The sequence below is a fragment of the Hymenobacter rigui genome, from assembly GCF_003944715.1.
GTDB lineage: Bacteria > Bacteroidota > Bacteroidia > Cytophagales > Hymenobacteraceae > Hymenobacter > Hymenobacter rigui.
On sequence record NZ_RWIT01000002.1, the window covers coordinates 1 to 21,115 of the forward strand.

14 protein-coding genes and 1 pseudogene are annotated in these 21,115 nt (G+C 60.6%); 10 read left to right on the top strand and 5 right to left on the bottom strand.

Annotation, left to right across the window (positions count from 1 at the left end):
* Nucleotides 1-122: 122 nt before the first annotated feature.
* Nucleotides 123-500: a hypothetical protein gene (locus tag EI291_RS04035; protein WP_125418282.1), complete on the top strand. Its 378-nt coding sequence runs from the start codon at nt 123-125 to the stop codon at nt 498-500.
* 121 nt (nt 501-621) lie between these two features.
* On the opposite strand, the gene accC is transcribed toward EI291_RS04035, so the two are convergent.
* Complete coding sequence (gene accC / locus EI291_RS04040) at nt 622-2,130, bottom strand: acetyl-CoA carboxylase biotin carboxylase subunit (RefSeq protein ID WP_125418284.1); 1,509 nt, start codon at nt 2,128-2,130, stop codon at nt 622-624.
* Nucleotides 2,131-2,167: 37 nt separating this feature from the next.
* Nucleotides 2,168-2,422, bottom strand: coding sequence for a hypothetical protein (locus EI291_RS04045; RefSeq protein ID WP_170172499.1), 255 nt, complete (start codon nt 2,420-2,422; stop codon nt 2,168-2,170).
* A gap of 64 nt (nt 2,423-2,486) precedes the next feature.
* Between EI291_RS04045 and EI291_RS04050 the strand changes: the two genes are divergently transcribed.
* Together EI291_RS04050 and EI291_RS23400 are read left to right on the top strand one after the other, a co-directional pair.
* Nucleotides 2,487-3,737 (top strand): aminotransferase class I/II-fold pyridoxal phosphate-dependent enzyme, encoded by a 1,251-nt coding sequence (locus EI291_RS04050; RefSeq protein ID WP_125418288.1) that lies wholly within the window; start codon nt 2,487-2,489, stop codon nt 3,735-3,737.
* A gap of 242 nt (nt 3,738-3,979) precedes the next feature.
* A pseudogene (locus EI291_RS23400) lies at nt 3,980-4,153 on the top strand (histone H1); the annotation flags it as partial.
* Nucleotides 4,154-4,339: 186 nt separating this feature from the next.
* On the opposite strand, the gene tyrS reads toward EI291_RS23400, so the two are convergent.
* A complete protein-coding gene (gene tyrS / locus EI291_RS04060) occupies nt 4,340-5,635 on the bottom strand; it encodes a tyrosine--tRNA ligase (RefSeq protein ID WP_125418292.1) in 1,296 nt (431 codons plus the stop codon).
* Nucleotides 5,636-5,866: 231 nt separating this feature from the next.
* Here tyrS and holA point away from each other — a divergent pair, with 231 nt between their 5' ends.
* From holA to EI291_RS04095, 7 genes are all read left to right on the top strand, one after another.
* Nucleotides 5,867-6,946: a DNA polymerase III subunit delta gene (gene holA / locus EI291_RS04065; RefSeq protein ID WP_125418294.1), complete on the top strand. Its 1,080-nt coding sequence runs from the start codon at nt 5,867-5,869 to the stop codon at nt 6,944-6,946.
* A gap of 94 nt (nt 6,947-7,040) precedes the next feature.
* Nucleotides 7,041-7,754, top strand: coding sequence for a porin family protein (locus EI291_RS04070; protein WP_125418296.1), 714 nt, complete (start codon nt 7,041-7,043; stop codon nt 7,752-7,754).
* A 29-nt stretch (nt 7,755-7,783) separates the two neighbouring features.
* A complete protein-coding gene (locus EI291_RS04075) occupies nt 7,784-9,454 on the top strand; it encodes an NHL repeat-containing protein (RefSeq protein WP_125418298.1) in 1,671 nt (556 codons plus the stop codon).
* A 213-nt stretch (nt 9,455-9,667) separates the two neighbouring features.
* Nucleotides 9,668-10,129, top strand: a complete 462-nt coding sequence (parS, locus tag EI291_RS04080; RefSeq protein WP_240635363.1) for a type II RES/Xre toxin-antitoxin system antitoxin — start codon at nt 9,668-9,670, stop codon at nt 10,127-10,129.
* Between the two features lie 9 nt (nt 10,130-10,138).
* On the top strand, nt 10,139-10,600 hold the full coding sequence (locus tag EI291_RS04085; RefSeq protein WP_125418300.1) for an RES family NAD+ phosphorylase: 462 nt from the start codon (nt 10,139-10,141) through the stop codon (nt 10,598-10,600).
* Nucleotides 10,601-10,749: 149 nt separating this feature from the next.
* A complete protein-coding gene (locus tag EI291_RS04090) occupies nt 10,750-14,103 on the top strand; it encodes a DEAD/DEAH box helicase (protein ID WP_125418302.1) in 3,354 nt (1,117 codons plus the stop codon).
* Between the two features lie 172 nt (nt 14,104-14,275).
* Complete coding sequence (locus EI291_RS04095; RefSeq protein ID WP_125418304.1) at nt 14,276-14,563, top strand: hypothetical protein; 288 nt, start codon at nt 14,276-14,278, stop codon at nt 14,561-14,563.
* Here the strand turns inward: EI291_RS04095 and EI291_RS04100 are convergent.
* Together EI291_RS04100 and EI291_RS04105 are read right to left on the bottom strand one after the other, a co-directional pair.
* On the bottom strand, nt 14,560-16,269 hold the full coding sequence (locus tag EI291_RS04100) for an alpha/beta fold hydrolase (RefSeq protein ID WP_125418306.1): 1,710 nt from the start codon (nt 16,267-16,269) through the stop codon (nt 14,560-14,562). The two genes, EI291_RS04095 and EI291_RS04100, sit on opposite strands and share 4 nt — an antisense overlap.
* Nucleotides 16,270-16,570: 301 nt before the next feature.
* Complete coding sequence (locus EI291_RS04105; RefSeq protein ID WP_125418308.1) at nt 16,571-21,025, bottom strand: PKD domain-containing protein; 4,455 nt, start codon at nt 21,023-21,025, stop codon at nt 16,571-16,573.
* Nucleotides 21,026-21,115 lie beyond the last annotated feature (90 nt).

The following is a 21,115-nucleotide window of genomic DNA, read 5'->3' on the forward strand; positions in this document are numbered from 1 at the left end:
CAAAACCAAGCTGCGACAAGCCCAGGCCCGTACCCGTGAAGCAGTGGAGGCGGCTATCCAAACGGCCGTGGACTGGATTTCCAGCAAGGACGCCAAAGCCTGGTTCAACCATTGCGGCTATCATGTATACCGTTCATGAATCCGCTATATATGCGGCATTGGCCTTCGTGCTCTCCATTCTCTCGTTCATCACATATCAGAAGCTGCAAGACCCTACATTGATGGGCGTTATGGCCATCCTGCAATTACCATTCATTCGATATGGAGGGCTGAAGTATGTGCTCAGTAATGGAGTACTAGCCGTATTCGGCCTTGATGCCTCAAGTAATATCGGCCTGACTCTAGATGCTCTCTATGAGGTCAAGTTTAGCTTTGCCGTGGCTAATCAGGAAGAGTGGTTTTTTGGCGTAAATGTAGTGCCAGCAATTATGCTGTGGTATCTGATGGTACGCTACAAGCCCATAGATTCAGCAGAAATTACAAAGCCAAAAGCGGGGTAATCATGAGCCCAATAGAATAGTTTTATTTCCGCTTCCCAATCAGGTAAATCATCCAAAAACACATAAAGCAAGACGCCCGACCAGATGGTCGGGCGTCTTGCTTTATAATAACCTATTCGTTCTACCGCACCCCTAACCGGTTCCGCTTCCAAGCTGAGCCAGTGGCGGCCGGCGCATCGGCCGAGGCGGCGGTGGCGGGCTTTTTCTCCGTCAGGAGCATGGCGGTGAGCACAGCGGCGAGCTTGGCGGTGGCTTCGTCCGGGGCGGCGGGCTTCAGCGACTCGGGCGTGAAGTGGTCCTTGATGAAGTTGGTGTCGAAGTTGCCGCTCACGAAGGCCGGGTGCTGCAGCACGTAGCGGCCGAAGCCCAGCGTGGTTTCGATGCCGGTAATCTGGTACTCCTCAATGGCGCGCAGCATCCGGGCAATGGCCTCCTCGCGGGTAGCTCCGAAGGTGACGAGCTTGGCAATCATCGGGTCGTAGTAAATCGGAATGTCCATGCCCTGCTCGAAGCCATCATCCACCCGCACGCCGGGGCCCTGGGGGCGCACGTAAGTGGTCAGCGTCCCGATGTCGGGCAGGAAGTTGTTCTGCGGGTCTTCGGCGTACACGCGCAGCTCCAGGGCGTGGCCGGTGATGGTAAGGTCTTCCTGGCGGAAGGCGAGGGGCAGGCCCTGGGCCACCTTGATCTGCTCCTTCACTAGGTCGAGGCCCGTAATCTGCTCCGTTACGGGGTGTTCCACCTGCAGGCGGGTGTTCATCTCCAGGAAGTAGAAGTTGCGCTGGTCGTCCAGCAGAAACTCCACGGTGCCGGCTCCGGTGTAGTTGCAGGCCCGGGCCACGTCCACGGCGCAGCGGCCCATTTCGGCGCGCAGCTCGGGCGTGAGCACCGAGGAAGGCGCTTCCTCAATCACCTTCTGGTGGCGGCGCTGAATGGAGCATTCCCGCTCAAACAAATGCACGATGTTGCCGTGCTCGTCGCCCAGCACCTGAATTTCGATGTGGCGCGGGCCGGTAACGAACTTCTCAATAAACACGGCCCCGTCGCCAAAGGCCGACACGGCCTCGTTCACGGCCAGCTGCATCTGCTCCTCAAACTCCTCGGGCTGATACACCAGGCGCATGCCTTTGCCGCCGCCCCCGGCCGAGGCCTTAATGAGCACCGGAAAACCTACCTGCTCGGCCACGCGCTTGGCCTCCTGCACGTCACTAATGGCTTCATCCAGGCCCGGTACCAGCGGAATGTCGTAGGCTTTTACGGCCTGCTTGGCCGAGAGCTTGTCGCCCATCACGTCCATGGCTTCCGGCGAAGGACCTACGAAAATCAGCCCCGCTTCCTTCACCATGCGGGCAAACTCAGCGTTTTCGGAGAGGAAGCCGTAGCCGGGGTGAATGGCATCCACGCCCAATTGCTTGCATACTTCCAGGATTTTGTCGCCGCGCAGGTAGCTGTCTTTGCTGGCGGGCGGGCCCACGCACACGGCCTCATCGGCGTAGCGCACGTGCAGGGCGTTGCGGTCGGCTTCGGAGTAGATGGCCACGGTCTGGAGGCCCATTTCCTTGGCCGAGCGCAGCACGCGCAGGGCAATTTCACCGCGGTTGGCTACGAGCAGCTTCGTAATTTTCTTCATTGGGAGAGAGTGTGGGTGCGGGTGGGGAAGGGCTTTACTATAAATTGAAAAGAACGTCATGGTGAGCTTGCCGAAGCATCTCTACCGCAGTGCTAATCAATGCCGTTGCAACGAAGCGGTAGAGATGCTTCGGCAAGCTCACCATGACGTTCCGATTATGTTCATTGAACAGTTCCAATACCCAAAGAAACGCCATTCCGACCGCACCAGAAAACCCGCCGGGCCAATTTCCGGAAGGTTGGATGCCTGCCTGCTTACGGCTACCTTTGCGGATTGCCATAACTTTGTACATTCTCCGAGCGTTATGCCCCCGAGCGTAACCGCTTGTTTTCGTTTCACATTCAACCCGTTCCCTCGTGGATCTATTTGAGAAGATTGCCGCCAACCGCGGCCCGCTGGGTAGCCATTCACACTACGCACACGGTTATTTCACCTTCCCTAAGCTGGAAGGCGAGATTAAACCCCGCATGATTTTCCGCGGTAAAGAGGTTCTCACCTGGAGCCTGAACAATTACCTAGGTCTGGCCAACCACCCCGAGGTGCGCAAGGCCGACGCCGACGCGGCCGCCGAGTACGGCATGGCCCTGCCAATGGGTGCCCGCATGATGTCGGGTAACTCGAACCTGCACGAGCAGTTGGAAAATGAGCTGGCCGAGTTTGTGATGAAGCCCGAGTGCATGCTGCTGAACTTCGGCTACCAGGGCGTGGTGTCCATCATCGACGCCATGGTGGGCCGCCACGACGTGATTGTGTACGACGCCGAGTCGCACGCCTGCATCATCGACGGGGTACGCCTGCACGCCGGCAAGCGCTTCGTGTACGTGCACAACGACATGGCCAGCCTGGAGAAGCAACTGGAGCGCGCGCAGCGCATCATCGATGAAACCGGCGGCGGCATCCTGGTGATTACCGAGGGCGTGTTCGGCATGTCGGGCAACCAGGGCGACCTGCGCGGCGTGGTGGCGTTGAAGGAGAAATACCAGTTCCGTTTGTTCGTGGATGACGCTCACGGCTTCGGTACGATGGGTAAAACCGGTGCCGGTACGGGCGAAGAACAGGGCGTACAGGACGGTATCGACCTTTATTTTTCGACGTTTGCGAAGAGCATGGCCAGCATCGGCGCTTTCGTGGCCGGCCCCGAGAACGTAATTGAATATTTGCGCTACAACATGCGCAGCCAGATTTTCGCCAAAAGCCTGCCAATGCCGCTTGTAGTGGGCGCTTTGAAGCGTTTGGAGCTGCTGCGTACCCGCCCCGAGCTGAAGGAAAACCTCTGGACGATTGTGCACGCCTTGCAAACCGGCCTGCGCGAAAAAGGCTTCAACATCGGCACCACCACCTCGCCGGTTACGCCCGTGCTGCTGGAAGGCCAAATTCCCGATGCCACGCAGGTAACCTTCGATCTGCGTGAGAATCACGGCATTTTCTGCTCTATTGTGGTGTATCCGGTGGTGCCCAAGGGCGTCATCATGCTCCGTATCATCCCTACGGCGGTACACACCCTCGATGACGTGGCCATCACCATAAAGGCCTTCGAGGCCGTGCAGGAGAAGCTGGCAAAAGGACTTTATTCCAAAGCAGAAGTTCCCGAGGGCCTGCAACGCTAATCCGGGCTTCGCTAAGTGCAAAAGTCAGCTTTCGTAAGAGAGCTGACTTTTGTTTTTAGGACTATTTCAATAGCGGGCCGTGGCTGTTGGGGGCTGTTTAGCAGGGGTAAAGGATGAAAATCGGCCTGTGGATGCTGGAAATGGGCATTAGAAAAAAAATAGGGCAACTTGCTTGTATTTGAAATCCCTGTATATTAGAGCCGGTTAAATACTTTTTCCACACCATACAACCCCTCCCAACCATGAGCAATTTCGCCCAACTGAAAGACCTCGTTATGTCGCTGGAAGCTGACTTCGAGAAATTCTATGACAAAGGCAACTCGGCCGCTGGTACCCGCGTGCGTAAAGGCATGCAGGAACTGAAGAACATGGCTCAGACCATCCGTACCGAGGTGCAGAACAAGAAAAACGACGGTGGCGAAGCTGCTCCCGCTGCTAAAGCTGCTCCTGCCAAAAAGGCTGCTGCTCCCGCTGCTAAGAAAGCTGCTCCCGCCAAAAAGAAGTAATTGGGCGCTACGCCCGTCGTAGCGAACCTGTTTACACGTAAGAGGCCCTGCTGATGATCAGCAGGGCCTCTTTTTGTTATGGAGCCGGTGGGTGGGTTACACCAGCTTAATCAGGAAGTAGTTTTTGCCCTTCTGCGCTACCAGATACTTGTCCAGCAGCGGGGCTACGGCCGTGGCAGTCTGGTCGAGGGTTACTTTCTGGCGGTTGAGCTTTACGCCGTTGTTCTGCACCATTTTGCGGGCCTCACCTTTGCTTGAGAAGATGACGCTGCCGGCCGCCGTGCTGAGCAGCGTGAGGGCATCCTGGCCTTCCAGCTCGGCGCGGGAAACCTCTACGTGCGGTACGCCGGCAAACACGTCGAGCAGCGTGGCCTCGTCGAGGCTGCTCAGCTCCCCGCCGCCGAACAGCACCTGCGAGGCCGCCACGGCCGCCTCGTAGGCGGCCTGGCCGTGCACGCGGATGGTCACGTCCTGGGCCAAGGCTTTCTGCAGGGTGCGCAGGTGCGGGGCAGCGGCGTGCTCGGCTTCCAGCGCTTCGATTTCCGGCTGGCTCAGCAGCGTGAACACGCGGATGAGGCGGGGCACGTCGGCGTCGGCGGCGTTGAGGAAGAACTGGTAGAACTGGTACGGGCTCGTCATGGCGCCATCGAGCCACACGGTGCCGGTTTCGCTCTTGCCGTACTTAGTACCGTCGGACTTGGTGATGAGCTGGCCGGTGAGGGCGTAGGCCTTGCCCTCGCCACCCGACATGCGCCGGATCAGCTCGGTGCCGGTGGTAATATTACCCCACTGGTCCGAAGCGCCCATTTGCAGGGTGGTGCCCAGCTCTTTGTAGAGGTGATAGAAGTCGTAGCCCTGCAGCAGCTGGTAGCTGAACTCGGTGTAGCTGATGCCCTCGGCGCCGGACTCCTCGTTACCGCCGATGCGGCGCTTCACCGAGTCCTTTGCCATCATGTAGTTCACGGTGAGGTGCTTGCCCACTTCGCGCAGAAACTGCAGGAAGCCGAAGTCCTTGAACCAATCGTAGTTGTTCACCACGCGCGCGCCGGTGGGCGAATCGTCGAACACCAGGAACTTCTCCAGCTGCGCCTGAATACCGGCCTGGTTGCGGCGCAGAGCCTCCTCATCGAGCAGGTTACGCTCGGCCGATTTGCCCGACGGGTCGCCAATCATGCCGGTAGCGCCGCCCACCAGGGCCAGGGGCCGGTGGCCAGCCCGCTGCAGGTGCACCAGCAGCATAATGGTGGCCAGGTTGCCGATGTGCAAAGAAGGCGCGGTAGGGTCGAAGCCGATGTAGCCGGTGATGGGCGCGTTTTTCAGCAGGTGCTCCTCGGTGCCGGGCATCATGTCGTGAAACATGCCCCGCCAGCGCAGTTCGTCTATGAGGTTCAAAGTCAATTCAATTAAAAATTAAGAATTAAAAATTAAGAATTGGCTGCGGGAAGACGGCTGGTAGCCTTTAGGCCAGGAAGAGTAGGAGCTCTGCCAGCAACCGCGCAATTCTTACAGGAGAGCCGCAAAGGTAAGAGGCAGGACGTACCTTTGAGTGAGAAGAATTACCGAAGATGCCAACTGGTCCATCTGCGTCAATTCTTAATTTTTAATTCTCAATTTTTAATTGAATTGACTCTCTCGCCCGACGAAATCCTGAAGCAGCTCCAGCAGCGGCAGTTTGCGCCCGTGTACTTTCTGCAGGGGGAGGAGCCGTATTACATTGATCAGGTGGCCGATTTGCTGGAAAAGCACGTGCTGCCCGAGCATGAGAAGGGCTTCAACCAGGTGGTGATGTACGGCAAGGATACCGACGTGGCCGGCATCCTGAACCAGGCTAAGCGCTTCCCCATGATGGCCGAACGTTCGGTGGTGATTGTGAAGGAGGCGCAGGCTGTGGCCGATCTGGAAAACGAGAAGACGTGGCCGTTTCTGGAGGCGTACCTGCGCAATCCGCTGCAAAGCACCGTGCTGGTATTCTGCTACAAGCACAAAACCCTGGACGCGCGCAAAAAACTGGGCAAGCTGCTGGCCGGCGACAAAAAGGAGCCCGCCCCAGCCGGCACGGTGCTCATGACCAGCAAAAAGCTCTACGATAACCAGGTGGCCCCCTGGCTGAGCAACTACGTGCGCTCGAAAAACCAGCAGATTACGCCCCAGGCCACGGCCATGCTGGCCGAGTACATCGGCGGGGAGCTGGGCCGCCTGACCAACGAGGTAGATAAAATGCTCATCAACCTGCTGCCCGGCCACAGCATCGACGAGGACCTGGTGCAGCGCATGGTGGGCATCAGCAAGGAGTACAACATCTTCGAGCTGCAGAGTGCCCTGGTGCGCCGCGACGTGCTCAAGGCCAACCGCATCCTGCTCTACTTCGAGGCCAACCCCAAGAACAACCCGCTCATCCCGAATCTGACGCTGCTGTTCAACTACTTCTCCCGTCTGCTTGTGCTGCACCAGCTGCCCGGGAGCCCCGCGGAGGCCGACTGGCTGAAAATGGGCCTGCGCTTCCCCATCCAACGCCAGGATTACCAAGTAGGCCTGAAAGTATTCGATTTCCACCGCACCCGCGACATCGTGCACCTGATCCGCCGCGCCGACGCCCAGAGCAAAGGCATCGACTCGGGCTCCATGACCGACGGCGAAATCCTGCGGGAGCTGATCTGGCTCATCATCCACCCGGTGCCGCTGCACGCGGTGGTGGGGCAGTAGATTACTGCTGCCTTATCAGAATTTGCGAAGTATAAAAGTGCCTTACAACAGGTTTTAAACCGGTTTTTTGAGGGAAGCGAGGTAGTTTTGCCGGATGAAATTCAGCTTTATTCTTCCCGTTGTAGTATTCGGATGCAGTGCTGCTCAAGCACAAACAGTAATTAGTTTTGGTCCTCGGCTTGGCTTCAATGCCAGCACCTCGCATTATTCTTACGACCGTACCTTCACCACTAAGTACAAACCCGGTGGCTCGGTTGGCGTGATGGCGGAGGCACGGCGCGGGCATCTGGCTCTGCAGGCTGCAGCCTTGTATGAACAAAAGGGTTTCCGACTGGATGATGAGTACAAATCGGGCAGTGACTATAGCCGTCAGAAGGATACCTATCGATTGAATTACCTGACGCTGCCTGTTCAGGTAGTGTATACTCAGCATGAGGACGGTCAGGGAGTGCAGATATTGGCGGGTAGTTACGTGGGGATGCTACTCAACGGGCAGTTGCAGTACGATGACTACTATCAAAACCGGGTGATTGGAGAACTGGCTTTCCGTGGAGAAAGCAAAATAAAACCAGCGTCAACTATCGATTATCCTTCGCAGGGTGCGTACTCACAGCGGTTCGATGCTGGTGTGCAGGCGGGGGTTGGATACCGGTATAATAATCTGCTGGTGCAGGCCGAGTACAGCCTGGGACTACGGGATTTGCGTCCTCGGTATAATGATGTCAACGGCAACCGTTTTATCTCACCCAGTTATTACAACCGCGTAGTGCAACTATCAGCCAGCTATCTATTCAGCATCACAAAATAGGATATCCTGCTTAGCGCGCTTCAATCCAGATGTATACTTCCCGTTTTCGACGAGTTATTACCCCACTGCCTATCATCGTTGGGCTGCTGTCAGTTTCTTCTTCCGTAGAAGCTCAATACGTTACGTTCAGCCAGGCGGCGGCCGTTGCTACGCAGAACGGGCCCTATAGCACGGTCACGCCCACTGCTATTGCTGTTGACCAGGCCGGTAATACTTACCTAACAGGGGCTTTCTACGATACCGTAACACTAGGCAACATAACCTTAGATCATACGAAGGGCCGTATTTTCGTGGCTAAGCGGGACCCGGCGGGCCGGTACCTATGGGTATCTCAAGCGGGCGGGGGACAGTGGGAAGCCGGCCACGACGTGGCCGTGGACGCAGCGGGCAATGTGTACGTGACGGGTTACTTTGACAACGCCCCCGCCACCTTCGGTTCTATTCGGGTGCTGAACCAGACCGGGCATAACGGTTTTATTGCCAAACTAAGCCCGACGGGTACTTGGCTATGGGCGGTACGAGGTGGGGGCTTGACTGCAGCGGAGCCAGCGGCCCTGGCGTTGGATAGTCAGGCTAATGTGTATGTGACGGGGGATTACCAATACGGCCCGGCCTACTTTGGACCGTTTACACTTACCAACGCTAGCACCGGCAACTCTGACCGGGATATGTTTGTGGTCAAACTCAATACCGATGGGCAGTGGCAATGGGCAGTGGGTATTGGCGGTAGTGGCAATGAAGCTGGCCAGGATATAGCCGTTGATGCGGCCGGTAAAGTGCACGTGATGGGCAACTTTACCAGTCCAACCCTAACCTTCGGGTACGACCGGATTGCCAATTTCGGATCCTGCAATATGTTGGTGGCCGAACTGGATGCTCACGGAACTCCACAGTGGATAAACAACGGTGGCGGTAACAACTGGGACAACGGCAGTTCTTTGGCCGTTGACCGCCAGGGAAACACCTATGTGGCCGGCAGTTTTTTCAGTGCCGTGGCGCATTTTGGGGCCACCGATTTGTATAAAACCGGATTAGCCGAAGTGTTCGTTGGCAAACTCGACCCATTTGGTGTGTGGCTTTGGGCCAAGCGGGCCGGTGGCACCGGATCCGATTCGATGGGCGGTATTGCTGTGGATGCCCAGGGAGATGTATACGTGACGGGTGCCCATCAGAGCGCCTACTTTACCGCCGGTCTGTTGGGAATACCACAGATTGGCGAGTTAGATACGTACGTCTTCAAACTTAACTCTACCACGGGCGACTGCCTTTGGCTGACGAGCGGCGGCGGGGCGCTGGATGATGTGGGAAGAAGTATTGTACTAGACCGGAATGGGAAGGTGTATGTAGCGGGTACTTTCCAACAGGAAGCGGATTTTGGGCAGGCTCACTTGGCCGCCACGTTGCCCTACAGCATGGGTTTCGTTGCACACATCAACAGCACTAGCCTGCCGCTGGCTGCTACTGGTCAGGCTCCGGCATCTGCACTTGCTGTGGTACCTAACCCTAGCCGTGGTAATGCGCGCATCATCGGGCTACCCGGTTTCCATTCGGTATTCCTATATAATGCGTTGGGTGCCATGGTGTGGAAAGCGAATAGTGCGGAGGTCACTTCAAAGCAGCTTACACTACCAGCAGATCTGGCTCCGGGTGTCTACTGGCTGCGGGCGGCGGGCCAGACTACTAGGGTGGTAATTGAATAGCGGGTATGCACTGGTCGCCGCGGGTACGGAAAACTGCTCCATAACCGATGGTAGTATCCTGCGGGAATTCATCTGGCTCATCATTTACCCGGTGCCGTTACACTTGCTTCGCTCGTGCGCGAAACGGAGCTGGGCGCTACTTTCGAACCAAGGGAAAAATTTCCACGTTAAGCAGAAAAAATTCCATAAGTTCGTCTGATCAAATCTGTAATCATGGCAACTGCTGCACACCACCCGAAAATAACAGCCGTTATGCCGGCGGCTTTGCGCAAGAAATGGGCGGCCTGGGGCCGGACCGGCCAGGACGCGTATGCCTTGGTGATGGAGGCCCGCAAGGGCGTACCGGCCGCCACGGCGTTTGAGGTGGCCGAGGCCTACCAGTTGCAGGCCCAGGAGCTGGAGGCCATCTACGAGCTATCCACCAAAACCCTGCGCACCTATTCCCAGGAAAAGAAAAACCTGAGCGCTGCCAGCAGCGAGAAAACCCTCAAAATTATCAGCCTTTATAACCTGGGGGTGGAAGTATTTGGGGAAGCTGCGGCGTTTCTGCGCTGGCTGGATAAGCCCGCCCACGGCCTCGACCAGGAGATTCCGCTGCGGCTGCTGGAAACCAGCGGGGGCATTGATCTGGTGGCTGAGGAGCTCACGCGCATTGCCTACGGCGACTTATCCTAGGCTTCGGGTATGCTGGTGTACCGCATCTGCCTGACTAAATACTCGGACGACTTGTTTGCCTCCGGCTACCGGGCGCGCTGGAATTTCAAGGACCAGTTTGTGATTTACACGGCCGCCAGCCGGGCCCTGGCCTGCCTGGAAAACGTGGTGCACCGGAGCGGGGAGGGCCTCACCGGCCAGTTTCGGGTACTGGTGATTGACGTGCCCGACGACCTGCTGGTGGAAGAAATACCGCTGGCCCAGTTACCCCGGGACTGGGAGCAGGCCAGCCGCTACGCCGTGTGCCAGCCCCTCGGGGCGGAGTGGTACACGCGCCGCAGCTCGGCGGTGCTGCGCGTGCCCTCGTCCATTGTGCCTCAGGAATTTAACTATGTGCTGCACAGCCGCCACCCCGATTTCAAGCGCATTCAAATTGTGAGTCGGGAGGAGTTTCGGTTTGATGCACGCATCAAGACCGATGAGGTAGGGTAGTGAGTGGAAGAACAACTCCACGCAAACTGTCAGTCGGAATGACAGTCAGAATACGTACTGCCAGCGGTAACACGATGCGGTGTGTCCTACCGTCATAACCACAAAGTATACACTGCTTGACGTAATTTTCGGCTCCAGTAAAGCCCATTGTGCCGCATACCACTCATCTGCCCCAGCTACTTCCTGATCTGACGCCACCCCAGTTGCTGAAGCTGGCCCCGCGCAGCTTTGTGCCGGATACGCGCCAGTACCGCGCCGTGACGCCGCTGGAACTGGCCGTGGATGTCGGGCGGTTTTCGACTGGTGCGGTAGTGGGCGGAATTGCCGGGCCGGAAGTAGACGTGCGTCAAACAGAGGCCGGCCTGAGCCTGGCCTGCACCTGCACCACCGGCGCAGCTGACGAATTGTGCGAAAACCAGGCGCTGACGCTGCTGGCGCTGCTGCACCGGCCGGAGTTGCGGGCGTTTTTCGACGCTGAGTTGCGCGTACGAAAGCTGCGCGCTACGGCTCAGGAATATGGCCTGGAACAGGCTCCTGATGTAGAAGCACACTTCCAGCTGACGTTTGCCAACGGGGCTACGGCGGTGAGTCCGCGCCGGACGGATCTGCTGCCCGTGACGCCGGCTTCCAAGCTGGAGTTGATGCGGCAGCTACTGCCCGCGAAGCCGGAACCAGTGGTGCCGGGGGCAGGCGGGCAGCGGCTGCTGGTGCTGGCCCGGCACCGGTACTACAGCCACCTCACGCTGCATCTGGTCGAGGCCAGCCTCACGGCGGCGGGTAAACCCAAAAACCCGCTGACGCTGCTCAACCCCCTGGACGTTATCTGGCAGCTGACCAACCCGGCGGAGCTGAAGTTCTACACCGGCCTGGCCCGCTTCCAGCACAACTACGAGGAAAACCGCACCCCGGTGGCCGTGGAGGCGTTGCGGGCGGTGGTGCAGAACCCGTTTCGGCTGCCGGTATTCGCCCACCGCGGCCCCCAGGGCGACAAGCTCACGGCCGCGGCGCTGGTGCCGGTGCGCCTGCATAGCGCCCGGTTGCAACTGCGCCTGCAGGTAACCCAGGAAGCTGAATTCTACCATATAACCGGCCACCTGCTGCTCCACGACCAGGCCCTGAACCTAGAACTGCTGACCGTACATTACGACTACTTCGTGGCCCTGCACGACGATTTATACCTGCTCGATGACCTGGATGTTTGGCGGGTGGTGGAGTTCTTCCGGAAGCGGAACAACGCGTTGCTGATTCATCAGTCGCAGTTTGCGGAGTTCCGGGAAGACGTGCTGACCAACCTGGAAAACCGCCTGCAGATTCACTACGCCTACCTGCGCCCCGCTACCCGCCAGCAGCTGCAGGCCGAAGGCTTCGATGAAGCGCCCGAGCCGGTGCTCTACCTCTCCGATGCCGGCCCCCACGTGGAATTGCTGCCCGTAATGCGCTACGGCGAGCGGGAAGTGGCCGTGCTCAGCAAACGGCAGCTACAGGCTACTGATGCGCTGGGGCGGGCATTCACCGTGGCCCGCAATGCTCTGGCTGAAGACCGGTTGGTGGCGGCGCTGCTCCGGCACTGGCCCGAGCTGGCCGGGCAGCAGGCTCAGGAGTCGTTTTACCTGGCCCGCAGCGGTTTTCTGGACGCTGACCGGGTGCTGCCGGCGTTGGCCGACTGGCGCGAGGAGGGCATTCGGGTACTCGGGTTCCGGCAGCTCAAGAGCAACCGCCTTAATCCGCACCCGGCCCGGGTGTCGGTGCAGGTGAGCAGTGAAACCAACTGGTTTGATACCAAGCTGGCAGTGGGGTTTGGCCGGCAGCACGCCACCTTGCCGCAACTCAGCCAGGCCCTGCGCAACCGCCGCCGCTACGTGGTGCTCGATGATGGCAGCCACGGCGTGCTACCTCAGCAGTGGCTGGAGAAATTTGCCCGCTACTTCGCCGCCGCCGAGCTTATCGATGGCCAGCTGCGCACCCTGCACAGCCGGTTTGCGGCGGTGGAGGAGCTGTATGCGGCGGATGAATTGCTGCCCTCAGCCCGGCAGCGGCTGGCCGAAACCCGCGCCGCCGTGGCCGATTTCACGGGCATTGCGCCCGTGCCGGTACCCGCCGGCCTGCACGCCACCCTGCGCGACTACCAGCAGGAGGGGCTCAACTGGCTGAATTTCCTGGATACGTTCGGGTTTGGCGGCTGCCTGGCCGATGATATGGGCCTGGGCAAGACGCTGCAGGTGCTGGCCTTTACGGTGCGCCTGCGTGAAGCTGGCCGGACCGGGCCCTGTCTGGTGGTAGTGCCCACCTCGCTGGTATTCAACTGGCAGGCTGAGGCTGCCCGGTTTGCCCCCAACCTGCGGGTGCTGGTCTGGCACGGCGGTGGCCGCCAGCGTACCCCGGTTGATTTTGCTGATTATGACCTGGTGCTGACGACATACGGCACGTTGGTATCGGATCTGCGCCGGCTGAAAAGCCAGGAGTTCGAGTATGTATTTCTCGACGAGGCCCAGGCCATCAAAAACCCGGCTTCGTTGCGCTACCGGGCTGCCTGCCAGCTGCGCAGCCGGGGGCGGGTGGCGCTGACGGGCACGCCGCTGGAGAATAACACCTACGATATTTTCGCCCTGCTATCCTTTGCCTGCCCCGGGTTGCTGGGTACGCTGCGGCAGTTTCGGGCCCAGTATGCCACGCGCATCGATAAGTTCGGGGATGAGCATAAGGCCCGGGAATTGCAGCAGAAAATCCGGCCGTTTGTGCTGCGCCGCACCAAGGCCCAGGTGGCTACCGAGCTGCCTGAGAAAACGGAAATGGTGCTCTACTGCGAGATGCCGCCCGAGCAGCGCCGCGTGTACGAGGCCTGCCGCCAGGATTTCCGGAACCTGCTGCTGGGCCGCCGTGAAGACATGACGGCCCGCCACCACGCCTCGGTGCTGCGGGGCCTCACGCGCCTGCGGCAAATCTGCGACTCGCCCGCTTTGCTGCCCGACCTGGAAGATTACGGCTCTACTTCGGCCAAGCTGGCGGTGCTGCTGGAGGAAATTCAGAACCACGCCCCGGAGCATAAAATCCTGGTGTTTTCGCAGTTCGTGGGCATGCTGAACCTGGTGCGGCCTATGCTGGAGGTCCACGATATTCCCTACCAGTACCTCACCGGGCAGACCCGGCAGCGCGGGGCCGCCGTGCAGGCGTTTGAGCAGCGCCCCGAGGTACGGGTGTTTCTCATCAGCCTGAAAGCCGGCGGTACCGGCCTCAACCTCACTGCGGCCGACTACGTGTACCTGCTGGACCCCTGGTGGAACCCCGCCGTGGAAAACCAGGCCATCGACCGGGCCTACCGCATCGGCCAAACCAAACCCGTAGTAGCAGTGCGCCTCATCTGCCCCGGCACCGTGGAGGAGAAAATCCAGCACCTGCAGCAGTCCAAGCGGGAGCTGGCCCAGGGTCTCATCCACACCGATACCGCCCTGCTCAAATCCCTCACGCCCCAGGAGCTGCTGGCGTTGGTAGGAGAGGGCGAGTGATAGAGGAAACAGCACGTCATTCCGAGCGAAGCCGAGGAATCGTGCGTGCTGATGGTAGAGTTACTATTACAACATCAGCACGCGAGATTCCTCGGCTTCGCTCGGAATGACGGTCAAAATCTCATTTCCCCGATAAAATCCGCAGCTTTACACCATTCCAACCAGCCCCGCCATGCTTCAGACCTCGCCCGATATGCAAGTCGTTGATGTTATCCAGATGTCGCCGAAGGAGGTGTTCATTGTGGGGTATGTAAGCGGGCCGGTGAAGCCGGGACATTGGGAGCTGCGGCGCAACGGAGAGGCCGTAGTGACGTTGCAGGCTACCGGAGAGGTGCAGGTAGAAGCCGGCCGCAAGGGCAAACTGGCCCCGCCCCGGGTTATCAGCTGCCAGGGCCAGGTAGATAAAAAGCAGTTCGATTTCACCCAGGACGAAGTAACGCTGGTGCCGCTGCCAGCTTAGCGCGGCCGGAAAAACTGCAGCACTTCCCTGTTGAACACGGCGGGCACTTCCTGCGGGGCGTAGTGCGTAGCCCCTTCCAAAATGAGCAGCCGTCCGTTAGGCAGTGCCCGGGCAATGGCCCGCGTGTGCGCCTCCCGAATCACATCATGCTGCCCGGCCAGCACCAGCACCGGGGCCTGAATCGTGCTGATTTGCGGCAGGGTGAAGTGCGGCTCCTGCACCAGGAGCCGCACCAAGCGGGTTTCGGTGGAAGTGGCGTTACGGCTCTGGGCCTGCTGTAACTGCCGCTGAAACTGCGTCAGCACAGCCGGCTCAATGGCTTCAGAAGTAGGGAATAGATTGGCTCCCATAATGGCCAGGCGGCCCACGTATTCCGGGTGGTGCAGCGCCAGACTTAGCGCCGTATTGCCCCCGTCGCTCCAGCCCAGAATATTCACCCGGCGCAGGTGCAGGGTGTCCAGGAGCTGGCGCACATCATCGGCAAACAGCTCGTAGCTGAAATCCTGGGTGGTAAAATCCTGACTGCGGCCCTGGGCGCGGGTATCCAGGGCAATAACGTCGAACTGCCGGGCCAACTCGGCAATCTGGAGCTGGAAAGCGGCAATGGACTGGCCGTTGCCGTGCAGCAGCAGCAGCGGCTGGCCCTTCCCGTACCGCTCGTAGTACAGCCGGCCGCCGCGTACGTTCAGGTAGCGTCCGGCGGCGGGGTTGCTGCCGTAGTGCTGAGGGTTGGTGAGTGGTAGCCCCGATTGAGAAATGAAGCGTGTGTACTGCAGGCTGTCGGGCAGCGCGTAGTTTTCGGGTGTATCCGCCGCCGCTGCCCCTGTGTCGGCAACGGGTTGGTTGCGGGAGGTTTGGTAGGTATCGGCGGTGAAGTAGATGCTCAGGTAGCCAGCAGTTTCCTGCCAGCGGGCCTGACTTTTGTCGCGGGTGAAAATGCTGTGGCCCGGCAGCGGCACGGCGGCAATGCCGAAGGCTTTGGGGTTGCCTTCCTGCGCCTCACTCCGGAGCCACTGCACCGTTACGGCTACTTCCTGCAGGTCCTGCAAATACAGACTATAGGGCAGCAAATCAACTTTTACCCAGCCTCGGGGTTGGGTCACGGTGAAGCGGATATCAGGGTGGGAAAGGGGCTCGGCGGGGCGGCCGTGGCGTATCCGGTACAGCAGCAGCCGGAACGTAACGGCCCGGAACCGGTTGAAGGCCACAAACAGGTTCACGTCGCGCAGGCGGCAGTCCGTGGTCAGCGGCACAATGGTACCCTGTTCCTTGCCCAGCTCGTCGCTGAGCAGGCCGGGCTCGGTGTAGAGGCGGGCCGTCATGAGCGTGGAGCTGCTGGTGCGTCCGAACGTGCGGGTGCGCATCTTACCGGGCCGCACCGTTACGGTGCCCAAACGCAGGGCCAGTGGTTTCAGTTGAATAACTGCCGCTCTGGCGGTTCGCAGACTGGCCGTTGGCACCGTGGCCGGTGCATATCCCACACTGGAAACTACTACCGGGTGTTGCACCGAATCGGGGAGGTGAAACCGGAAATGTCCGGCACTGTCGGCCACGGTACCGAAGGGGCGTCCGGCTACGCCTACCGAGGCAAAGGGTATTGGTTGGTGGGTGGCCGCATCCAGTACGGTGCCCTGCAGCCGGGTAGTCTGAGCGAATAAGGTAAACCGGAAACAGCAGAACAGAAGCAGAAGGAAAGCCGCGCGCATAAACTGGAGGAATGTCCTCCCGGGAGTAGTAAACGCCCCGAAGCGTTGCGTGTGCAGCGAAAATTTCGGACTTTTTCTGGTCGCGCGCAGCACGTTGGGTAGCGAAGCACCTGTACTTCACTACCCAACGTGCTGCGGCTGGTACCGGACTAGGCTGTGTCTGAAAACTCCAAAACAGTCATGCTGAGCTTGCCGAAGCATCTCTACCGCTTTGTCAGATGGTTCGCACGAAGCGGTAGAGATGCTTCGGCAAGCTCAGTATGACGTTCCGCGAGTCTCAAACGACTTTTCTAGACATAGCCTAATGCAGCAATTTATAGTGAATAGGTGTAGAGCGGGCCCCGGTGAGCTGCACGTAGTAAACGCCTGTACTCAATGGCACGGTGGCAATGTCCAGCTCAGTTTGGGTGCTACCTACTGGCAGGCGCAGCTGCCCCCGGGCCAGTACGCGGCCCACCGGCGAAAGAAGCAAGTACGTGAGGGTGGCGTTCTGGGCGGGCGGAAACGTGAGGGTATAATGCCCGTCGGGCGACGGGTTGGGGTAAATGGCCGAAGGCGGAGCCAGCTGCCGTACGGTGGCTGCTGCCAGCGGCCGGGCAGCCGGCGTGCCGCTGGCCTGCCAGACTTCCAGGCCGGAGAGGTTGCAGGTACCGCCGGAAGTGGTGAGCTGCAGCTGCCCGGTGCTGACGCTCACGTCGAAGGGCCCGAGCTTGCGCCAGGTGCCGGCCGGGCCGCTGTTGTAGTTGGCCTGCACGGTCTGCCCGTTGAGGGCAAGGCTGAATACTTCCGCGTTGTTGTCTTCCCATACGTAGGCCCAGACCCTGTACTGGCCGTTGGGCACTTGGCTCAGGGTGGCGGACAAGCTGGTCAGGCTGTAGGCCGAGCTGCGGATCATGCCCGTGCGGGCGGCATCGGTAGCCGGCAGCAGGGCCACGTTGTTGTTGGCGAAGAAAGTGCCGTTGGTGGCGAAGTTGGCCGCCGGTGTGCCACTCCAGGCGTTGCCGTCCAGCGTCAGCCCGGGCCCATTTAGATTCACGGCCCGGTAGAAGGTGTAGGTCGAGCCTCCCGCCGGATTGACGGTTACGGTTACCTGGTCAGCCGGGCTGCTGGCCCCGGCGTTGTCTTTCACCACCAGGCTGAACACGTAGGAGCCGGCCACCAGCCCGCTAACCGTGGGGGCGGCGACGGTGGTGGAACTGAACACCGCTGTGTTCGGCCCGCTGCTCTGGCTCCAGGCGTAGCTGCTGATGGTGCCGTCGGGGTCGGAGCCGGAGCCGGCCAGCGTGGCGGCGCTGGTCGGCAATGTGATGGTTTGATCCGGCCCGGCATTGGCCGTGGGCAACTGATTGGTGGGCGGCGGCGGCGGCGTACCGCTGGCCTGCCAGACTTCCAGGCCGGAGAGGTTGCAGGTACCGCCGGAAGTGGTGAGCTGCAGCTGCCCGGTGCTGACGCTCACGTCGAAGGGCCCGAGCTTGCGCCAGGTGCCGGCCGGGCCGCTGTTGTAGTTGGCCTGCACGGTCTGCCCGTTGAGGGCAAGGCTGAATACTTCCGCGTTGTTGTCTTCCCATACGTAGGCCCAGACCCTGTACTGGCCGTTGGGCACTTGGCTCAGGGTGGCGGACAAGCTGGTCAGGCTGTAGGCCGAGCTGCGGATCATGCCCGTGCGGGCGGCGTCGGTAACCGGCAGCAGGGCCACGTTGTTGTTGGCGAAGAAAGTGCCGTTGGTAGTGAAGTTGGCCGCCGGTGTGCCACTCCAGGCGTTGCCGTCCAGCGTCAGGGCCGCCCCGCCCAAATTCACGGCCCGGTAGAACGTGTAAGTGCCAGTAGGAGGAGCAGAGCCGACGGTGATAGTCACCTGATCGGCGGCGCTGCTGGCCCCGGCGTTGTCCTTCACCACCAGGCTGAACACGTAGGAGCCGGCCACCAGCCCGCTAACGGTCGGGGCAGCGGTAGTCAGCGAAGAAAACACTGCCGTATTGGGCCCGCTGCTCTGGCTCCAGGCGTAGCTGCTGATGGTGCCGTCGGGGTCGGAGCCGGAGCCGGCCAGTGTGGCGGCGCTGGTCGGCAATGTGATGGTTTGATCCGGCCCGGCATTGGCCGTGGGCAACTGATTGGTGGGCGGCGGCGGCGGCGTACCGCTGGCCTGCCAGACTTCCAGACCGGAGAGGTTGCAGGTGCCACCCGAGGTGGTGAGCTGCAGCTGGCCGGTGCTGACGCTCACATCAAACGGCCCGAGCTTGCGCCAGGTGCCGGCCGGGCCGCTGTTGTAGTTAGTCTGCACCGTCTGCCCGTTGAGGGCGAGGCTGAACACTTCCGCGTTGTTGTCTTCCCACACGTAGGCCCACACGCGGTAGGCTCCGTTGGGCACCTGGCTTAGGGTGGCGGACAAGCTGGTCAGGCTATAGGCCGAGCTGCGGATCATGCCGGTACGGGCGGCATCGGTAGCCGGCAGCAGGGTTACGCTACCATTCGAGAAGAAAGTGCCGTTGGTGGTGAAATTGGCCGCCGGCGTGCCACTCCAGGCGTTGCCGTCCAGCGTCAGGGCCGCCCCGCCTAAATTAACAGCTCGGTAGAAGGTGTAGGCCGGGGCAGTGCTGCAGTCCGGGTTCAGCCGGATTTCCTGGGTGGTAGCCAGGCCGGCGGCATCCGTTACAGTCAGCACCACGCGGTAATAGTAGGTTTCGGCCCCGCAGCCCAGGGGCGAAGTGGTGAGGCTGCCGGTGGGCGTGGTTTGCACCGGCTCAGGGTGCTCGTGGTCGGCGTGGTGCAGGTAGCACTGCCAGAGGTAGCTCAACTGGGCCGCGCTGTGCTCCTGGTCCGTCACGGTAGCCGTGAGCGGGAACGTCGTTTCAGCGGCAAGGGAGTACAGCGCGTTATTCGCGGGGCTGGTGATGGTGACCTGGGGCGGGGTGTTGTTGGCCGAAATCAGCAGCGTAGCCTGGCTGGTGAGGCCCTGGTTGTCGGTTACCGTCAGCCGCACCGAATACGCCGCCGGGGCCGCGCTGGGGGCCGTGAAGGTGTGCGCCGGGTTGGGGGCCGTACTGCTGGTGCCGTCGCCGAAATCCCAGCGGTAGCTCAGCGGCTGGCCCTCGGGGTCGGTGGAAGCACTGCCCGTAAACTGCACTGCCAGCGGACTGGGCCCAAATTTCTTATCCGACGACGCCACCGCCACGGGCGGCTGATTGGATGAGTTGTAGGTGATTTTGCGGATTTCGGACGGGAAATTCACGTAGTACAGCCCCGGCTGCGAAGGATGCACCGCCAGGCCCACTACCACCGCCCCGGTCGGCACAAAGTCGCGCACCACGGAGGGCACGTTGCTGCCATCCACGGTCATATTCCGGATCCAGCCCCCCGAGTAGTCGCCAAAGAAGTACGTATTCTGATACTGGGCCGGGAAGTCGGAGTAGGGGTAGAACACGCCACCCACGCTGGCGCTGCCCCCGAACTGTGGCCCCGCCACCGGCGAGCCGGCCGCCCCCAGGTTGACCACCGTGGCCGTGCTGCCGCTGAACGTGCCTGTGCGCGAAGGCCCGGTGCCGTGCTTCCAGTCGATGAGTGGGCGGGAGTGCACGAAGGTGGGCACCGTGGCCGCAATGGCCTGCCCGCTGCACGGGTTCAGAAAGGTAGCCGTGCCGGTGGGCGTAGCCTGGGTCAGCAAATCCTGAAAGTAGTAATACTGCTGGGTGCAGCCGTTCACGCCGTACTGCGGATTGGGCATGTAGTAGTTGTAGCGCTTCTGGGCCACAAACGAGCTGTTGGCTTCCAAGCCCTCAAACAGCGGCCAGCCCAGGTTCTGGCCCGGCCGGTTTACCACGTCCACTTCCTCCCAGGTAAAAAAGCCCACGTCGCCGATGTAGAGCGTGCCGGGGTTACCGGCGCTTGCGGAGGTGCTGCCGGTGCCGGGCCGCAGCGTCATCCGGAAGGGGTTCCGGAAGCCCAGGGCCCACACCTTGGAGCGCGGGGCCTGCGGGTCGGTGGCGTTGTAGAAGGGGTTGCTGGGCACGCCCGCGCCGGTTTCGGGGTCGAGGCGCAGGATTTTGCCGTTGAGGCAGTCCACCATCTGAGCCCGAAACGCGCCCACGTTTTCCTTATCGGTGATGATGCCATCGGCCAGGGCCTGGGTGTAGTAGGTGCCGGGGTTGCTGCCGAAGTCGGCATCGGCCCCGTTGGCCCCGTCGCCGGTTGCCACCAGCAGCGTCCCGTCGGTCCCGAACACCAGGCTGCCCGTCACGTGGCTGCGCTCCGTGGAGGCCACACCGGTGGTTTTGGTGGCCCCCAGCAGCACTTTGCGACTGGCCGGATTTACCGTGTACACGCCCCCGTTCAGGGTGGCTGTGTAGCGCGTGAGCCGGCCAATGGTGGCGCTGAAGTAGTCGTTGGTGGCCGGGTTGTAGGCCGCCGTGCCGTAGTTGAGCAGGTAGTGGCGGTCCACCAGGTAAAAGAGATAGAAGTAGCCGTTGGTTTCGAACTGCGGGTGCAGGGCAAAGCCCAGCAGGCCGTGGTCGTGCCAGGCTCCCACTTCCTCGCTGATATCGAGCAGCAGGCGGCGTTGCCCGTTCTGCACCGTCCACACCTTACCGGGCCGCTCCCACACAAACATGTGCGAGCCGGAAGCCGTGAACGTGAGGCCCACGGCCTCGTTCCATTGGTCGGACACCACAGTGGACGTAAAGCCCGCGGGTGGGGCCTGGGCCGGCAGGGCCAGCGGGCAGAACAGGGTTAGCAGGAGCAGGCAAAGAATACGGTAGCGCATAGCGGAGGGGAGTTAAGATGAGACATGCCACCTCCCGGCCAGCTGCCGGGCGGGCAGCGGAACAAAGCCAGAAAGACGGGGTGGTGGAGT